Origin of the sequence: Lactobacillus iners (assembly GCF_011058775.1) — a bacterium.
Taxonomy (GTDB): Bacteria; Bacillota; Bacilli; order Lactobacillales; family Lactobacillaceae; genus Lactobacillus; species Lactobacillus iners.
Genome location: NZ_CP049230.1, coordinates 719,655 through 737,056, shown reverse-complemented (window position 1 = coordinate 737,056; position 17,402 = coordinate 719,655). Strand labels below are relative to the sequence as shown.

Sequence of the window (17,402 nt, the reverse complement as noted above, 5' to 3'; positions counted from 1 at the left end):
GATGAAATATAAAAATGGATTATCCTTGCGATTGAAAGAATCGCTAATTACCAGATTGTTTTTATCCCCCAAGTTAAAGCAGGATCTGGATATATTATCTTATAATACTGAAGATTTATTAAAAGTGTTACATGATATAGCAGAAACCAATCCATTTATCGATTTAAAATATACTAATGCAAATACAACTACTTTAGATTGGGTGCAAGATCCGTCTCAAGATAGTTTAGTAGAATATTTAATTAAGCAAATTCAGCTTTCAGCTTGGTCGAATAATGATAAAAAATTAGTTACCTTTTTGATTTATAAGCTGGATAATAATGGTTATTTACGTTTTACATGTAAGCAATTAGCAAATGAGATAGAGTATAGTGAAGCCGATATTCAAAATGCTAAGAATTTATTACATGAACTGAGTCCATTAGGCGTAGGAGCTTATGATTTAAATGAATGCTTATTGATTCAGGCCAAAAAATTAATGCATTTTAATCCAATTGCATTAGCTATTTTAGAAAAACATCTATTAGAACGTCTTGCAGATACCAGTAGCTGGAATTCATTGCCTTGGAAAAAAGAAAAAATTTTAGAAGCATTAAAAGAGCTACGAAAATTAGAGCCCACGCCTGGTGCTAAATTTGATAATTCCACTAATATTCAATACCTTATTCCAGATTTGATTTTTGAAATAGATAATGGTCATGTTTTAGTTAAAGATTCTAAGTTTAATTTACCAGAGGTTGTTTTTAATGAAGTAGAATATACCAACTTAAAAGGATCTTGTGCTACAAATGAGGTAGAGTATTTTAATGCACAGAAAAAGCAATTTATGGATTTACAATTATCTTTAGAGAGACGACAAAAAACTTTAATTAGATTAGGTGAATATTTAGCTAAATATCAACTTGCATATTTAAAAACTATGGATAAGAAACAATTGAAAGCTTTAAATATGAACAATGTTGCTCAATCTTTAGGACTTTCAGTTAGCACGATTAGTCGAGCGGTTAAAGATAAATATTTTGAATGTAACAATAGGATTATCAGTCTCAAAATTATGTTTATGAAGTCGTTTAAAAATAATATTACTGCCATGAAGGTGACAGATACCATTGAACGATTAATAAATGAAGAAGATAAATCACATCCATTAAGTGATCAAGATATTTGCGATCAACTATTATTACAAGGAATCAATATTAGTAGAAGAGCAGTTACTAAATATCGAACGAAAATGAATATTCAAAATAGTTATTGGCGTAAGCTAAATGATTGTAATAAATAGTATGTTATATAAAAATGGCTTAATTTGATTTTTGATCAAATTAAACCATTTTTTGTTTGCCTAATATATAGATTTATTTTTGTTGAAATGAAATTGAACACTTAGTTAAATCAATTTTGTATTCTTCGCTTTCCAATGGTCGTTTAGTCATAGCTTGATCAGTTGAATAGATAATTAATGCTAGTTGACTGCCAGCTGGTATACGATAATAAGTTGGTTGCAGTTGAAATTCAAAATCATACATTGTATTTTCTTTTATTTGAGAAGCTTTTTTCAAGTCTGCATAATTTTGCATATTTATGTGAGCTTTAGTGATTAACTTAGCTGGTGTAGCTTTTGTTAAGGTAAACTCTTGTAAAATTTGTGAGCCAAAACGATAACCAAATTCTTGATTTTGATCTCTAAAGAAGGATGGCGTATCAGTTAAACGTTTTCTAGTTCCTATTTCTACCAAGGCAACGGAAAGTTGGCCAGTGGTCTTGGAACATGAAGCACTAAGTTTAATTGTTGGTCGACCTGTGATAGTCGTTGTATGAATAAATTCATCAGTTGTGAACCTTAGTTGCTGATCTAGCCAGCGTTCGTTACCAGCAATGAATTCATTTTGCCATTGTTGTTCTGAAATTTTTGCTTGTTTAAAAATTTTTCCGCCTTGGTCGGTGAATTTTTGCTCTTTTGCTTGAGTATCAGGTGCTTTTTGTAATTCTCCATCTTGATGTAAGAAATATGTGCTTGTTTGACCATCTACATTATTCCAGTCTTTTGCCTGATGCCATAAATCAGCTTGTAAATTATCTTGAATCATTACTGTTGGCCATTGATTGTATGCATTGTTTTGCAAATTCAATAATTCATGACAGAACCATAAATTCATTAAATCTGTAAAGTCAATAGAAATTAAATTGTTCATATTGTAATGTGGTCCTTGGTGTAAGAAGAGGTGATGTTGGATTGGTAAATTTTTAACTTTTTGCCAAATCTTATATACATTCTTGGGCTTAACATTCCAGTCATTTAAACCATGTACGCTGATCCATGAACATTTAATATTATCTGCACGATGTCTGTAGTTACGAGCATCCCAAAAATCAGAATATTGACCAGTATTACGTTCAGATTTTTTCAGAAGATCTTGTTGCATTGCTTCATATTTATCTTTTATTTTTAAATAATTGCCAGCATCCCATAGGTTAGATTGACACGTCTCAGCCAATAAGTCTAAATCTTCACCTTGGCAGGCTTCAGGTGCTACAACAAGACCATGTTCGCGATAATAATCATACCAAGAAGAAATTGCCGCTTCGCTGACTACAGTCTTTAAACCAGCAACACCTGTGGTGGCAATTGCAATTTGTAAAGTTCCTAAATATGAACGTCCTGTCATACCAATTTTATGGTTACACCAATCAGCTTTTACTTCTGAAGTTCGATTGCGATCAGTGTAGGCAATTCGATCACCATGTAGCCATTCGATAATTGCTTTGGCACTTTCTGTTTCTTCAGGAGCACCAGTAATTCGTAATCCATCACTTCCACGAGTACCAATTGCACCAGCAAAGACACTAGCAAAGCCTCTTGCTAATAAATATTCATTTAATGCATAAGAAGATTTATGGATTGCTTCTTCAGTGGCTTGATTATTATCTGAACTTGGCTTGTTGGCAAAAACATGTGGTTTTGCAACATATTTTGGATAGTTGGATAATGTTGCATCTTCTAAGTTTTCATCGACATTATGATTTTTGGCTTCGTTGGCAATAATTCCACCAAAATAGGGGCTGGCTGTATATAAGGCTGGAACTGGGATTATATTACTTTCGTCTGGTCGAAAGATTGTTGTCTGTAATAAATCAGGTTGACCATCTTCATCAGTATCCAGATCACTTTCAACATAGACAACCTCACGGATAACTTTTGAAGTATCAAAAACTGGTAGTGATTTGCCATTAAAGAATAAAAATTCATTTTTACCCCAAAATTGTGTAAAGTAACCCTTTGCGGCCATCACATCGATTAAGATTTGACCATTTGCTGAGCGAGTATTCAATAAACGATAGAATACCTCAGGTAATTCATTAAGAGTGAATTCTTTTTTATCAATATAAGGCAAAGCATGCTTATTCAAACAATCAATCGGGTTATTTAAATCGTAATCGTAAATAACATGATAACCTAATAATTGTAACGCTACGTTATAAAATTCATTTTTAGTTATTGCTTGCGGATTTTGGGATAAGAAAGTAGTTAGCGTTTCATTTTCGTTAATAGCATATTCTGAAAGTTTGGCTGTTTTTGCTTCCGGTGTTTTGGCTTCTGCTAATAAATTTTTAAATAAAGTACCTAATAAATCAGAAAAATCATATTTTTCAAAGTTTACTGGTAAAAAATTGATATTTTTTAATTCTTCTATTTGTTTTTTGGGATCGATTTCAACATAAGCGTATTGATTGAACTTCATCTTATTTCTCCTTAGGTTTATTTAATATTGATTTTACTAGTTTTAGACGTTAATTAGCAATAATATCAAAAATAAGATTACAATACAGTAGCAAAATTCTGTATGAATACTTATAATTTATAACTATAACAGATAAAATACGGAGGATAAATGTATATGGGGAAAAATAAGCGACTTTTTGATGTTTTTGTTCCAGAACATTATGATATTTTTTTGGATGTAAATAGAGAACATAAAACAATATCAGGTGTATCTACTATTACAGGAGAAGCTAAAGCTAATCAAATTCAGTTAAATCAAAAATATTTAACTGTTGAAGATGTAACTGTTGACGGTAAAAAAGTAGAGTTTAATTATAATGATAAAGATGAATTAATAACAATTTCATCTGATAAAATCGGTAAAATTAAGTTAGTAGTTACTTACAATGCCAAATTAACAGATACGATGATGGGGATATATCCGTCATATTATGAAGTTGATGGTGTAAAGAAACAATTAGTAGGTACTCAATTTGAAACTACTTTTGCTAGACAAGCATTCCCATGTGTAGATGAACCAGAAGCTAAAGCAACTTTTAATTTGGCTGTTAAATATGATGAAAAAGATGGCGAAACTATAATTTCTAATGAGCCAGAATTTAAATGTGAAAATGGTATACATTATTTTAAAGAAACTGTTCGCATGTCTACTTATTTAGTTGCATTTGTATTTGGTGATATGCAGAAAAAATTAACTAAGACTAAATCAGGTGTTGAAATAGGTGTTTTTGCCACCAAAGCACATAAAGCTAACGAATTAGATTTTGCTTTAGATATTGCTAAACGTTCAATCGAATTTTATGAAGATTTCTATGGAACACCATATCCTTTAGAACATTCATATCAAGTGGCTTTACCTGATTTTTCAGCGGGAGCAATGGAAAATTGGGGATGTGTAACTTATCGTGAAGCTTATTTATTAGTTGATCCTGATAATACATCGTTAGATATTAAACAATTGGTTGCTACTGTGATAGCACATGAGTTAGCCCATCAATGGTTTGGTGATTTGGTTACTATGAAGTGGTGGGATAACTTATGGCTTAACGAAAGTTTTGCCAATATGATGGAATATGTCGCTGTTGATGCATTAGAGCCTAGTTGGAAAATATGGGAAACATTTCAGACTATGGAAACAGCTGCTGCATTGAGAAGGGATGCAACTGACGGTGTACAATCTGTACATATTATGGTTAATGATCCAGCAGAAATCGATTCTATTTTCGATAGTGCAATTGTTTATGCAAAAGGTGCCCGCTTGTTGGTAATGGTGAGAGCCTTGTTAGGTGATGATGCATTAAGACAAGGTTTAAAGAATTATTTTGCAGAATATAAGTATGGTAATGCTCAAGGCCAAGATCTATGGGAATATTTAGGTCAAGCAAGTGGATTAAATATTGGCGATATTATGGATTCATGGTTAGAACAACCTGGATATCCTGTTGTTAGAGCTGGTATTGAAGATGGTAATTTAGTTTTAAGTCAAAAACAATTCTTTATTGGTACAGGTGAAGATCAAGGCAGATTATGGCAAATACCATTAAATAGTAATTATCTGCAAGTTCCAAAAATAATGAAAGACGAAAAGATGATTATTGGCAATTATGAAGAATTGCGTGCTAAAAATGGTGTTGCATTTAGGCTTAATGTTGGAAATAATTCTCACTTTATCGTTAAGTATGATCAACAATTATTGGATGATATTTTGTCTGAAATGGATCATTTGAACAATATTGATAAATTACAATTGCTCCAAGACTTAGGATTATTGGCTGAAAGTCAAGAGATTTCATACGCTGATGTTTTACCACTATTAGTCAAAGAGGCAGAGTCTACTTCAAATATTGTAAATAGCAAATTATATGGAACATTAGCCAAGATTAAAATTTTTGCAACACCTGATAGTGCAGAAGAAACTTCAATCAAACAATTTAGTAAGCAGTTGTCTGAAAGCAATTCTGAACGCTTAGGCGTAGAGCCACATGCAGAAGAGAGTATAGATGATAATTTAACTAGACCTTTAATTTTAAGTGCATCCCTTTATGGAGATAATCCGGTAATTATAGCTAAATTACATGAATTATATCTTGCCAATAAAGATAAATTAGCAGACTTAAATTCTGATATTCGCTATTTTGTCCTCTTAAATGAAATTAAAAATTTGGAAAATGAGGATCTATTTAAGATGCTATTTGACAAATATGCTAAAGAGGTTGATCAAAATTATAAGAGAGACATATGTTTAGCATTAACTTCAGTGAAAAATCCTGATTTATTGCAATTATTGATTGATAAATTTAAGGATGCATCTGTAATTAAACCTCAGGATTTATTGAGGTGGGTTGCAGGCATTTTGCGTAATAATCATGGACAGCAAAAAGCATGGGATTGGATGCGTCAAGAATGGCAATGGCTTGATAAAACAGTTGGTGGTGATATGTCATTTACAGCGTACATTTCAGTAGTTGCATCGACATTTGATACGCCAGAGAGGTTAGCGGAATTTAAAGAATTTTTTGATCCAAAAATCAATGTATCTGGATTAACTCGTGAAATTAAGATGGATACTTTAGTAATTGAAAATAAAGTAGCATTAATTGCTAAAGATAAAGTAGCAGTAAATAAGGCTATTAAGGCTTTGTTAGGCTAATTTATTAAAAAAACCAAATTATTTATAAAAAAGCTTTGACAAAATCATCTAGTTTTTTATATAATATTATTTGGTTCGGTTCGGTAGCTCAGCTGGATAGAGCAACGGTCTTCTAAACCGTGGGTCGTGAGTTCGAATCTCACCCGAATCATTGTTAGGACACTTATCGTAGGGTGTCCTTTTTTGTTGCTTTAAATAAAAATATCATGATTATATTGATTAGATAAAAAACATAATTGCACTTTTTTGAATATTTGATTTGTAAAATTAGCTAATAAATGGTATAGTAAAACAGTTAAATAAATATTATAGGTGGTGGAACAAATGGCAGAGCATATTATCCTTGAATGCACCGAATGTGGCGATAGAAGTTACTTGTCAGAAAAGAATAAGCGTAAGCATCCTGAACGTTTATCTTTGAAGAAGTATTGCCCGGTTGAAAGAAAAACAACACTTCATCGTGAGACTAAGTAATTCGTAACAACAGGTTCGCCTGTTGTTTTTTTATGTAAATTTTTATTATTTATAAAATGTTAATAAATAAAAATGAATTTCGCAAACAACAGTTAGCAAAATTGCGTGATTTTTCGCAATCTTATCAAAAATTGCAGGAGGATCAATTTTTACAAGAAAAATTGATAGCAACGTCAGATTTTAAAAATTCTGTATCTATAGGTATTACTATTTCAACAATGGATGAAATTGATACCAAGTTAATTATTAATACTGCTTGGCAATTTAATAAGCAGGTTTTTATACCTCGTTGTCTGCCTGGACGTAGGATGGAATTTACGCAAATAACTGATTATAACCGGCTTACTAAAAATAAATTCGGTATATTAGAAAATTGGCAATCACAGTCTACCATTAATAATGAACCAGATATAATAATTGTTCCAGGGTTGGCATTTAAGTCAGATGGATATCGATTAGGCTTTGGAGGTGGTTATTATGATCGTTTCTTAGCTGAACACGATTTAATGTCTATCAGTATGGTAGGATCTTTAAGATTAATTGAACAATCATGTTGGTCAATAAATGATTATGATATACCAGTAAAAAAATTAATTACTATCGAATAGGAGTTTGGCATAATTGATACATATTGGTATAAAACGAAAATATAGAAAATATACTAGTAGAATATTTACCTGGTCTATTATTGCAATTTTAATTATTGTATATGCAATAGAACTTTTTTTTGATGTCAATAATGATATCAATAAATTATTAGATTTTGGGTGTATGAATAATATTGCTGTAGTTACAAAGTTGCAATTCTGGCGTTTATTTACGGCACAGTTTATTCATGCAGGATTCTTTCACATCATATGTAATATAGTTATGATCTACTTTTTTGGAATGTTTCTAGAACAATTTTTAGGTCATATTCGTTATTTGACAATATATTTACTTTCAGGAGTCGGTGGAAATTTACTTTCTTTTGCTCTTGGTCAAGATAATGTGATTTCCTGCGGTGCTTCTACTGCAGTATTCGGACTAATGGGTTCCGTTCTTGCACTATATTTTTTAAATAATGATAATATCATAGCGGTTATAATAGGCAGACAGGCATTTTTATTGCTAATTTGTAATATCGTTGTAGACTTTTTCATGCCTAGTGTTGATATAATAGGTCATATAGGTGGTACTATTACAGGATTTTTGTTGACGATTATTCTGGGTAGCATTTTTTTCAAAGATGCCCCTTCTAAAATTAGGGTACTTTTCTGTGTAATTTTTATTATTTATTTAGTATATTGTTTACGTCAGGGAATGGTGATCAACCTTTAATGAAGAATTTGTACGATGTGCAACAACTATTGAAAAAATTCAATATTCTGGTTTATGTTGGTAAAAGAAAATGGGATATTGAATTGATGGCTCTAGAATTAGATAATTTACATAAAGCAGGTGTCATTAGTAATAAAAATTATATGACTGCTAAGCTGATATTAAATCATGAACATGAAATTGAAGTTGCTAAAGAGTCTGGTCAGTGTAAAGATTGATTTGGTTAAATAAGTAAATGGAGGGATATTAAAGATGGACAAAGTTTTGATAATTCTCAATGTGTTATTGACTGTTATTATTCTAGCTCTAGCTGTTAATTGGTTATGGTTAAGGTGGCAAGCAAAAAGACTTGGTGGTAAATTAACACAAAAACAATTTGAAGAAGGAAAAAGAAAAGCACAAATTATTGATTTGCGAACTAAGGATGCCTTTAAAAATAAACATATTTTAGGTGCTCGTAGTTTACCTTTTTCGATGATTAAATATCAATATAGTGAAATTAGATCTGATTTGCCCGTTTATTTATATTCAGATTCATTAATGATCAATATTAGGGTTGCTAAATTTCTCAATAAGAAAGGTTATCATAAAGTATATTGGTTGGAAGATGCGTTTGCAAAATGGGAAGGTCAAACTAAAACTTCTAAATATTAAAAAATAGAGGATTAAGATAATCCTCTATTTTTTGTAAAATAAGCAATTAACCAATTATGACTGATGTGCAGAAAAACTTTTTCTATTAGCTTTGCGGCGGTTATCAGCAATTCTTGAATCTTCTTTATCTTCAGGATCTAATACTTTCTTTTTATAAGTAAATAGACCGACAGCTAATGCACCTAAAGTTGTTAAAATACCAGTTGCTACACCAGTCCCAAATTTTTTGGACATCTTAAATTCCTCCTTAATTGTTTCTTATACTTAAATTTTATCAAGTTTATTCTTTTTTTAAAAGGAGAATGATTATGCAAAAAATAATAGTTATTGTTGGCCCCACAGGTATTGGTAAAACTGAATTAGCAATCAAGTTGGCTCAAAAGCTAAATGCGGAAATTATATCTGGTGATTCGATGCAAATATATCAGGAAGTTAATATTGGCACAGCTAAGCCGACTTCGGCAGAGCGTGCAGCAGTTAAACACTATCTTGTTGACCAACAATCAATTTTTACGGAATATTCTGTTAAAGAGTTTGTATCCCAAGCAAGTAAAGCGATAGATGAGATTACGGCTAAGGGCAAAATTCCTTTAGTTGTCGGTGGAACAGGTTTTTATATTAATGCATTAATAAATAAATTACAATTAGGCGAACGGGAAAGCTATAACGATAGTGTAGATTCAAGATGGCTTGAATTACTTAAATCTGAGGGTGAACATGCATTATGGCAAAAATTAAATGAAAAAGATCCTATCACTGCTGCTAAAATACCGTATCAAAATCATAGACGTGTGCTTAGAGCGTTGAGTGTTATTAGTAGAACTGGCAAACTTTTTTCTGATCAGCAAGTAGATATTGAACCTAGATACGATGCTTTAATCATCGGATTAAATAGTGATCGTCAGCAAGTATATGAGCGTATCAATAATCGGATTGATAAGATGATAACTAGTGGATTGTTGACAGAAGCTGAAATGATATATCACAATCTTGATAAATGTCATCAAGTTGTACAAGCAATAGGTTATAAAGAATTTTTTCCTTACTTTAAGCATGAGGCAGATTTAAGTTATTGTGTAGATAAGTTAAAGCAGGCTTCTCGTAAATATGCCAAGAGACAAATAACGTATTTTAGACATCAATTATGCGTTAAATGGTTGGATCCTCTAAAAGATGATCATATTCTTGATGATATGTTGATATTATCAAATAATTTTATTCATAAAAAATCAAAAAAATATTGACGATACCAATTAACACTGTTATTATTTTCGTTGAGTAAACAAACGGGTTTATATGCATTTCAAGGACTATACCAATTTTTGCTTTACTCTAGATTGGATGGATTATGAAGAGAATATTGACGGCTGATGATATTAAAATGAGTGTGAAGGATAACGATGTTTGTTTTTTGCGGTTAGCATTTACGGATATTAATGGAACAATGAAGAATGTTGAAGTTCCGACAAGTCAATTGGATAAAGTGTTGGCTAATGAAATTCGTTTTGATGGTTCTTCAATTGATGGATTTGTGCGTATCGAAGAAAGTGACATGGTGTTATATCCTGATTTATCTACATGGATGGTTTTGCCATGGCAAGATGGCACTTCAGGTCGGATCGGTCGCTTGACATGTAGTGTACATAAAGTAGATGGAACACCATTTGAAGGAGATCCTCGAAACAATTTAAAACGCATTTTGAATGAAATGAAGTCAATGGGATATACTGACTTTGAAATTGGATTTGAAGCTGAATTCCATTTGTTCAAATTAGATGAGAATGGTGGCTGGACTACTAATGTTTGTGATCATGCATCATATTTTGATATGACTGACAGTGATGAAGGTGCTAAATGCCGTCGTGAAATTGTTGAAACTTTAGAAGGCATGGATTTTGAAGTTGAAGCTGCTCACCACGAAGTTGGTAATGGACAACAAGAGATTGATTTTAAATTTGATGATGCATTAACAACTGCTGATCGTGTTCAAACTTTTAAAATGGTAGTTAGGACAGTTGCTAAAAAGCATGGACTTTGTGCTACTTTCATGGCTAAACCATTAGAAGGTGAAGCAGGTAATGGTATGCATACTAACATGTCTATATTTAAAGATAAGCGTAATATCTTTTATGATGCTAATGGTAAATATGGCTTGTCCAATGAAGCTTTATATTTCTTAAATGGTATTTTAGAACATGCTCGTGCAATTACAGCAATTGGTAATCCAACAGTTAACTCATACAAGCGACTAATTCCAGGATATGAAGCACCTGTTTATATTGCTTGGGCTAACAAAAATAGATCACCACTGGTTAGAATACCTGCAGCTGAAGAAGTTACTACTCGTTTGGAATTGCGTTCTGCAGATCCAACAGCTAATCCATATCTTTTATTAGCAGCAACATTGAAGGCAGGTTTAAATGGTATTAAAGAAGCTAAAATGCCTATGGAACCTGTAACAAGTAATGTATTTGAAATGTCTGAAGAAAAGAGAAAAGAACTCGGTATTAAGCCTTTGCCGTCTACACTTCATAATGCTATTAAGGCATTTAAGGCTGATAAATTAATTCAAGAAGCATTAGGAGAACATTTGACCAAGAGTTTCATTGATTCCAAGGAATTGGAATGGGCACGATATACTCAAAGTGTTTCTGAATGGGAGCGTCAAAGGTACATTAATTACTAAATTATTATTATCTTTACTAAGGTTTGCATATAAGCGTGTGCAAGCCTTATTTTATTGATATAATTAAATTGCATTCATTGTATCAATAGTAGGAGTAGTTAATTGAAAAAAACAAAGTCAATTTATACCGTGGATGTTATCTTAGTAATGGCAGCATCCTTTTTATTTATGTTTTCTGTTATGTTTGTTACGCCTTTAATTAATGGTTATGCATTAAGCTTAGGTGCAGATTCGATTTTGGCAGGCATCATAACGGGTTCTATGAGCATTGTTTCAATATTTTTGCGTCCAATTGCTGGCAATTTAGTCGACCTTTATTCAAAATATTGTCTTTCATTAATTGGTGGAATATTAATATTGATTGGCGTATCTGGTTACTGGTTAGTTAATACTAGTGGACTATTAATTTTATTTCGTTTAATAAATGGTACAGGATTTGTCTTAGCAACGATATGTATGACAACGTGGCTAGCATTTTTAGTACCACGAAGGTTTGTAGGGGAAGCAATGGGTTTTTATGGATTAATGAATGCCTTAGCTATGGCTGTTGCACCACTGATTGCCATTAATTCATATAAGGTAATCGGATATCGCTATTCGATGATGATTGCTAGTTTAGCAGCAGTAATTATGTTAATTATGATTAAGTTTGTTAAAAATCATGCTATACCACAAAATAAGTTAAGCCTTAAAAATATTAAGCACATTAGGATAATACAAAAAGATACAATCCCCGTAGCCTTATTAATGCTTTTCTTTTCGATACCATATTTTGCAACACAAGCTGATTTAGTTGAATATGTTGCTATGAGAAAGCTATCTGTTAGTGTAGGATATTTTTTCTTGATATATGCACTGTCGTTGTTAATTATTAGAATATGGCTTAAACGTTTCTTTGATACAATTGCATTTGGTTTTTGGTTTTGGCTAAGTTTAATTGCTATGATTATTTTTCTAATTTCAATGGCATTCATGAAAAATAATTTCATCATGTTAATTGCAGCAGTGGCACTATCCATTGGCTATGGTGTAATCTATTCAATTAATCAGACTACCGCATTATTGCTTTCTCCTTTAGATCAGCAAGGCTTAGCAAGTTCAACAGTTTATTTAGGATTAGATTTAGGAATGGCTAGTGCACCGATTTTAGGTGGTATTATTGCTTCTACAATACCTCATTTTTACTTTTACCCTATTATGTTGATAATGGTTCCTTTTGTTTTAGTTATATATTTTATTTATCGTAAAAAACTAAATGGTGCTATTCAAAATCATTAATATGTTTTATTTAATATAAAATTTTGTGTGGAGAATTATATGATAGAATATCAAAATGTTTCAAAAAAAATTAATAGAAAAACATCTTTGAAAAATGGATCTTTAAATATCAATAATGGAGATTTGCTGGTTATTGTCGGTTCTAATGATAGTTGTAAAAAAATAATTATTAGACTTTTGAATCGCTTAATCGAAGCTGATGAGGGTGATATATGGTTTAATCATAAAAAAATTACTGATTATACTATTAAGGATCTTAGATCAAAAATTAGTTATGTTAGTACACAAGCTAATTTGTTTAATAATTTAAATATTTACCAAAATTTGACTATTAGTTTAGATAAAAATATTTCTGGTCAAGATAAGCAAACCATAGCCAATACATTGTTAGAATTGATTGATATGGATAACCAATGTTTGAATATGAAACCGCACGAATTGACATATTTTGAACAAAAAAAGATTAGTTTAGCACGTGCTTTTGCAATTAATCCGCAAGTAGTTTTATTAGATGATAGTTTTGATGAAATGGATAAAATCAGTCAAATCAAACTTCACGAATTGTTGGTTAGGTTAAAGAAACATTTTCATACTACTATTTTGATGACAACTGACGATATTGCTGATGCATTAAAATTGGCTAGTTCAATTGTTATTGTTAATGGTTCAAAAATTGAACAAGTAGGTACTGCACGAGATATCTCACAACATCCAGCAAATCTATTTGTTAAGCAATTATTAGAGAACAATCATATTGGCGTCTCATTTGATTTGGAAACATTGTTAAAGAGTGAATTAGGTGTTAATCCACGTTATTATCCTAAAACTGATATGCTAGTTAGGTATCATGTATATAATTTTAAAGATCTAGTTAAAGATTGTTCAAATCATCCAGATTCTTTATTTATTGCTGAGACAGATTTTGGTGAATTTTTAATTGAACCAAAGCGTGTTTGGAATTTTCTATTAAAGAGGTTGTCTACCAATGATTGATAATATATTTAATATATTAAATTTAAAACAAACATCTATAGTTTTGAACTTTTTGATGGATGAGATGACTATATTGTTTGTTTCTTTTGTTGTTTCTAGTTTATTGGCATTATTACTGCATAAATGTGCTCGCTTAACTAAGGTTATTAATTGGTTATTTAAGTTAATTTTAGTTGTACCAATCTTTTTGCTTATAGCTTGGATCTTTATTAAACATAATATAGTTTTAACTATATATCTATATTGGATTATAGGATCAGTATTTGCTACCTGTGTGTTATTTCCAGTTATAAACAATGCTTTTACAAAAATAAATCCCGAATTAAAAACCACGGCGGTTGCTTTGGGGCTTAGCAAAAAGAAAATTTTATTTAAAATAGAGTTGCCATTAGTTATTGCTGATATTATTGGCGGTTTAAAAAAAATAGTGTTTTATTCATCCATTTGGTTGATGATAATCAACTTGATTAGTATTAGAAATTGTAATCAAATTAGTTTAATTCATTTTTCCAAAATTCAGTGTAATATTGCTATAGTTTTGACATTATCGGTTTTATTACTAAATTTCATTTTTTGCTTAGTTAAGCTTTTTAATGCAAAATTTCAGTGGATGTTTTTAATCATAGTTCTTCTTTTCGGTATAGTAAGTTTAGGAGCATATTCATTAAATAATATTAAAACTGTTGCAAATAGTGCAAAAAGTGAGCAAATAATCATTGCTAGTAAAGATGATAGTCAATTTGATATTATTGCTAATATGTACAAGATATTGCTGGAAAAAAATAAAAAGTATCATGTTACTTTTAGTAGAAGAAAAGATGATCGTCAGATTTTAAAAGAATTAAGAAATGGAAACATTGATATTTATCCTGAAGAAACTAGAAAGGTTTTTTCATTAATTGATAATAGCGACAAAAAATTTGCTAACATTGATGAATTATATCGTTATACAAGAGATATTTTGTATAAGCAAGATTTGATATATATGACACCGATGGCTTACCATAACAATTATGTTTTAATTGCAGATAAAGAATTTGCCAAGCAAAATAAGATTACAAAAATTAGTGATTTACAGAAATATAAATCTAAATTGGTAGTAGGGATGTTTAAAGATTTTGCTTATGCTTCTAATGGATATGAGGGATTGAAAGATGTTTATAAATTGGATTTTCCAAAAATGAGTGTGACAACAGCTGATCAATGTTATGAGAAACTAAGAAAGCGTCAAGTCAATTTAATTGCGGCAACGTCTAATGATCCAGAGATTAAGAAAAATAACTTATTGATTTTAAATGATGATAAATATTATTTTGTACCTTATCAAGTAGCACCGATTATTACTAAAAGATTTGCAAAAAAACATCATCAAGTCGTTAAAATAATTGAAAAATTAGCAGGAAAAATTACAGATGATGAGATGATACAATTAGAAACCCAAGTTAAACTTGAGCATAAAAATGCTGCTAAAGTAGCTAAAGCATTTTTGCAAAGAAATAAATTAATCTAGAGTGGTGACTATTTATTAAAGAGCTGAGGCTCTTTTTTTATTATAATTAATATATTGCATGGTGTATGCATGTGTATATAATTAAAGTAAGCGTTTTAAAAACTGAAGAAGGGTTTTTGGAAAAGGTTATGGAAAAGCATGTATTGAAAAAATTTTACGGATTAACTTCTCCTGAATTTGATAGAGAAAATTACTACGGTGGGTCTGATTTAGGACTTAGTTTTGAAAAAGACAAAGTTATCTTTAAAATATGGTCGCCAATAGCTGATACAGTTACTGTTAGACTTTATCATGATTTAAATAATAATAGTATAAGTGATCATGAAATTACCCTGGATAAGGAAAAAGCTGGAGTTTGGACTTGTATGATAAGCTCAAAATACATTGGTTGGGCATATGATTATAAATTCACATTTTGTGATGGCACTGTAACCTATGCGAATGATCCATATGCAGTCGCAGCTACAATCAATGGAGTTAGAAGTGTAATTATAGATATTGCTAAGATTGAAGTAAATGATCTAGTTAAGTTGCCGTCATTTACTAATCCTACTGATGCCATAATTTATGAAACCAGTGTACGTGATATTACTGCAGATGAAAATGGTGGTTTTAAATATCCTGGATTATTTTTAGGCCTTAGTGAAAAAAATACACATACGGCACAAGGATATGCTACAGGCTTGTCATATTTAAAATCATTAGGTATAACTCATGTTCAATTACTACCTATGTTTGATTTTGGTAGTTTAGATGAAACTGATCCCAATCATGGTTATAATTGGGGCTATGATCCAATTAATTACAATGTACCTGAAGGAACTTATTCGACTGATCCAGCTGATCCTGTATGTAGGATTAAAGAAATGAAATATATGGTTAATGAATTGCATCGGGCAGGAATAAGAGTTGTCATGGATGTAGTTTATAACCATGTTTTTGATATACATAAACAAGCCTTTGAACAGGTTGTACCAGGATATTATTTTAAGCATGATGAAAAAGGAAATATGATTGATGATATCGGAATGGGTAATGCTATTGCTAGCCAGCGATTAATGGTGAGAAAGTATATTGTCGATTCAATTATATTTTGGATAAAAAATTATCATATAGATGGTTTTAGATTTGATACAATGGGAGTTTTAGATGTCGACACTATGAATTTAGTAGTAGAAGAGGCACATAAAATTGATCCTGGTATTTTAATTTATGGCGAAGGATGGAATATTAAGCCAATTGAACGTCCATTAGAATCAGGACATGATCATGCAAGTTTGATGCCTAACGTCGGTTTTTTTGGCGAAAATCTTCGAAATGCTGTGATTGGTGAAAGTGGGGAATATGCTGACTATCGTCCTGGTTTAGTGCAAGGTAATTTAGCTGAAGTTGGTGCAAGTGGTAAAAAATATTATGAGCAAGATGTATGCGAATTTGTTAAAGGCTTTATGGGTAGTAATGGTTTTCATACTTATATAGCACCTCACCAACTCATTAATTATTCAACATGTCATGATAATTTTACATTATACGATGCTTTAATTGCTCATTTGCCTAATGCCAGTCGTTCAGAGATTATTAAGCGAGCCGAAATGTCTTTGGCTATGATTCTGCTGGCAGAAGGTGTCCCATTAATACATTCTGGTCAAGAATGTTTACGTACTAAAAATGGCAACGTAAATTCATATAATGCACCAATCGAGGAAAATAAAATAGATTGGTTAAGAGTTGAACAAAATCAAGATCTAATCGAGTTTTTTAAGAAATTAGTTAATATACGTAAAAAATATTCGATTTTCAGAATTGATGATTACCAAGAAATAAGTCGCATTGTACGACCATATGTTCTAAAACAAAATGGAATTTTTGCGTTTGAATATACTATGCCTACATGCAAATTGTACGTTTTGTTTAATATTAAAAATGAAACGCAGCTATTTAATCAAATTGATTTGACTGGTGCAAAAGTCATATTGAGTAATGATAATGATTTGCTCTTATCTCAACATTCATCTCTTGGTGCATTAACTACTTCCATTGTCATTGTGAAATGATA

Annotated in this window: 15 protein-coding genes and 1 tRNA gene; 14 read left to right on the top strand and 2 right to left on the bottom strand. The window is 31.1% G+C overall.

Annotated elements, in window-relative coordinates; all coding sequences use genetic code 11:
* Position 1 precedes the first annotated feature (1 nt).
* Complete coding sequence (gene rpoN, locus G6Z82_RS03695; RefSeq protein ID WP_006736257.1) at positions 2–1,282, top strand: RNA polymerase factor sigma-54; 1,281 nt, start codon at positions 2–4, stop codon at positions 1,280–1,282.
* Between the two features lie 73 nt (positions 1,283–1,355).
* On the opposite strand, the gene G6Z82_RS03690 is transcribed toward rpoN, so the two are convergent.
* The gene (locus tag G6Z82_RS03690) at positions 1,356–3,740 is read right to left on the bottom strand and encodes a Xaa-Pro dipeptidyl-peptidase (RefSeq protein WP_006735089.1); all 2,385 of its coding nucleotides are present in this window, start codon (positions 3,738–3,740) and stop codon (positions 1,356–1,358) included.
* A 156-nt stretch (positions 3,741–3,896) separates the two neighbouring features.
* Between G6Z82_RS03690 and G6Z82_RS03685 the strand changes: the two genes are divergently transcribed.
* From G6Z82_RS03685 to G6Z82_RS03655, 7 genes are all read left to right on the top strand, one after another.
* Positions 3,897–6,431, top strand: a complete 2,535-nt coding sequence (locus G6Z82_RS03685) for a M1 family metallopeptidase (RefSeq protein ID WP_009310321.1) — start codon at positions 3,897–3,899, stop codon at positions 6,429–6,431.
* 77 nt (positions 6,432–6,508) lie between these two features.
* Positions 6,509–6,582: transfer RNA gene (locus G6Z82_RS03680), tRNA-Arg, on the top strand.
* Positions 6,583–6,755: 173 nt separating this feature from the next.
* On the top strand, positions 6,756–6,905 hold the full coding sequence (gene rpmG / locus G6Z82_RS03675) for a 50S ribosomal protein L33 (protein WP_006729878.1): 150 nt from the start codon (positions 6,756–6,758) through the stop codon (positions 6,903–6,905).
* 56 nt (positions 6,906–6,961) lie between these two features.
* Entirely contained in the window at positions 6,962–7,513 is a 552-nt protein-coding gene (locus G6Z82_RS03670) for a 5-formyltetrahydrofolate cyclo-ligase (RefSeq protein ID WP_006730175.1), read from the top strand.
* A 13-nt stretch (positions 7,514–7,526) separates the two neighbouring features.
* On the top strand, positions 7,527–8,225 hold the full coding sequence (locus G6Z82_RS03665; protein ID WP_006730080.1) for a rhomboid family intramembrane serine protease: 699 nt from the start codon (positions 7,527–7,529) through the stop codon (positions 8,223–8,225).
* A complete protein-coding gene (locus tag G6Z82_RS03660; protein ID WP_006729881.1) occupies positions 8,225–8,443 on the top strand; it encodes a YqgQ family protein in 219 nt (72 codons plus the stop codon). The genes G6Z82_RS03665 and G6Z82_RS03660 overlap by 1 nt, the downstream gene beginning before the upstream one ends.
* 34 nt (positions 8,444–8,477) lie before the next feature.
* A complete protein-coding gene (locus tag G6Z82_RS03655) occupies positions 8,478–8,879 on the top strand; it encodes a rhodanese-like domain-containing protein (RefSeq protein ID WP_006729882.1) in 402 nt (133 codons plus the stop codon).
* A 54-nt stretch (positions 8,880–8,933) separates the two neighbouring features.
* Here G6Z82_RS03655 and G6Z82_RS03650 read toward each other — a convergent pair whose 3' ends face one another.
* Positions 8,934–9,113 carry a DUF3042 family protein gene (locus G6Z82_RS03650; protein WP_006729883.1) on the bottom strand — a complete coding sequence of 60 codons (180 nt, stop codon included), beginning with the start codon at positions 9,111–9,113 and terminating at the stop codon, positions 8,934–8,936.
* A 74-nt stretch (positions 9,114–9,187) separates the two neighbouring features.
* Between G6Z82_RS03650 and miaA the strand changes: the two genes are divergently transcribed.
* The 6 genes from miaA to pulA all read left to right on the top strand — a co-directional run bounded on the left by miaA (position 9,188) and on the right by pulA (position 17,400).
* On the top strand, positions 9,188–10,123 hold the full coding sequence (gene miaA / locus G6Z82_RS03645; protein ID WP_164785818.1) for a tRNA (adenosine(37)-N6)-dimethylallyltransferase MiaA: 936 nt from the start codon (positions 9,188–9,190) through the stop codon (positions 10,121–10,123).
* 104 nt (positions 10,124–10,227) lie between these two features.
* Positions 10,228–11,565, top strand: coding sequence for a type I glutamate--ammonia ligase (gene glnA, locus G6Z82_RS03640; protein WP_006729885.1), 1,338 nt, complete (start codon positions 10,228–10,230; stop codon positions 11,563–11,565).
* A 102-nt stretch (positions 11,566–11,667) separates the two neighbouring features.
* Complete coding sequence (locus tag G6Z82_RS03635) at positions 11,668–12,843, top strand: MFS transporter (RefSeq protein WP_006730202.1); 1,176 nt, start codon at positions 11,668–11,670, stop codon at positions 12,841–12,843.
* A 39-nt stretch (positions 12,844–12,882) separates the two neighbouring features.
* Complete coding sequence (locus tag G6Z82_RS03630) at positions 12,883–13,836, top strand: ATP-binding cassette domain-containing protein (RefSeq protein ID WP_006730081.1); 954 nt, start codon at positions 12,883–12,885, stop codon at positions 13,834–13,836.
* Positions 13,829–15,346 (top strand): glycine betaine ABC transporter substrate-binding protein, encoded by a 1,518-nt coding sequence (locus G6Z82_RS03625; RefSeq protein WP_164785817.1) that lies wholly within the window; start codon positions 13,829–13,831, stop codon positions 15,344–15,346. Before G6Z82_RS03630 ends, G6Z82_RS03625 begins: the two co-directional genes overlap by 8 nt.
* Positions 15,347–15,411: 65 nt before the next feature.
* Positions 15,412–17,400, top strand: coding sequence for a type I pullulanase (gene pulA, locus G6Z82_RS03620; RefSeq protein WP_009310315.1), 1,989 nt, complete (start codon positions 15,412–15,414; stop codon positions 17,398–17,400).
* Positions 17,401–17,402 lie beyond the last annotated feature (2 nt).

What these genes read in the sequence shown, in the direction of transcription:
- G6Z82_RS03655 (WP_006729882.1), top strand. Translation starts at nt 8,478, where the DNA reads ATGGACAAAGTTTTGATAATTCTCAATGTGTTATTGACTGTTATTATT.
- G6Z82_RS03685 (WP_009310321.1), top strand. Translation starts at nt 3,897, where the DNA reads ATGGGGAAAAATAAGCGACTTTTTGATGTTTTTGTTCCAGAACATTAT.
- G6Z82_RS03650 (WP_006729883.1), bottom strand. Translation starts at nt 9,113, where the DNA reads ATGTCCAAAAAATTTGGGACTGGTGTAGCAACTGGTATTTTAACAACT.
- G6Z82_RS03625 (WP_164785817.1), top strand. Translation starts at nt 13,829, where the DNA reads ATGATTGATAATATATTTAATATATTAAATTTAAAACAAACATCTATA.
- miaA (WP_164785818.1), top strand. Translation starts at nt 9,188, where the DNA reads ATGCAAAAAATAATAGTTATTGTTGGCCCCACAGGTATTGGTAAAACT.
- rpoN (WP_006736257.1), top strand. Translation starts at nt 2, where the DNA reads ATGAAATATAAAAATGGATTATCCTTGCGATTGAAAGAATCGCTAATT.
- pulA (WP_009310315.1), top strand. Translation starts at nt 15,412, where the DNA reads ATGCATGTGTATATAATTAAAGTAAGCGTTTTAAAAACTGAAGAAGGG.
- rpmG (WP_006729878.1), top strand. Translation starts at nt 6,756, where the DNA reads ATGGCAGAGCATATTATCCTTGAATGCACCGAATGTGGCGATAGAAGT.
- glnA (WP_006729885.1), top strand. Translation starts at nt 10,228, where the DNA reads ATGAAGAGAATATTGACGGCTGATGATATTAAAATGAGTGTGAAGGAT.
- G6Z82_RS03670 (WP_006730175.1), top strand. Translation starts at nt 6,962, where the DNA reads ATGTTAATAAATAAAAATGAATTTCGCAAACAACAGTTAGCAAAATTG.
- G6Z82_RS03660 (WP_006729881.1), top strand. Translation starts at nt 8,225, where the DNA reads ATGAAGAATTTGTACGATGTGCAACAACTATTGAAAAAATTCAATATT.
- G6Z82_RS03630 (WP_006730081.1), top strand. Translation starts at nt 12,883, where the DNA reads ATGATAGAATATCAAAATGTTTCAAAAAAAATTAATAGAAAAACATCT.
- G6Z82_RS03690 (WP_006735089.1), bottom strand. Translation starts at nt 3,740, where the DNA reads ATGAAGTTCAATCAATACGCTTATGTTGAAATCGATCCCAAAAAACAA.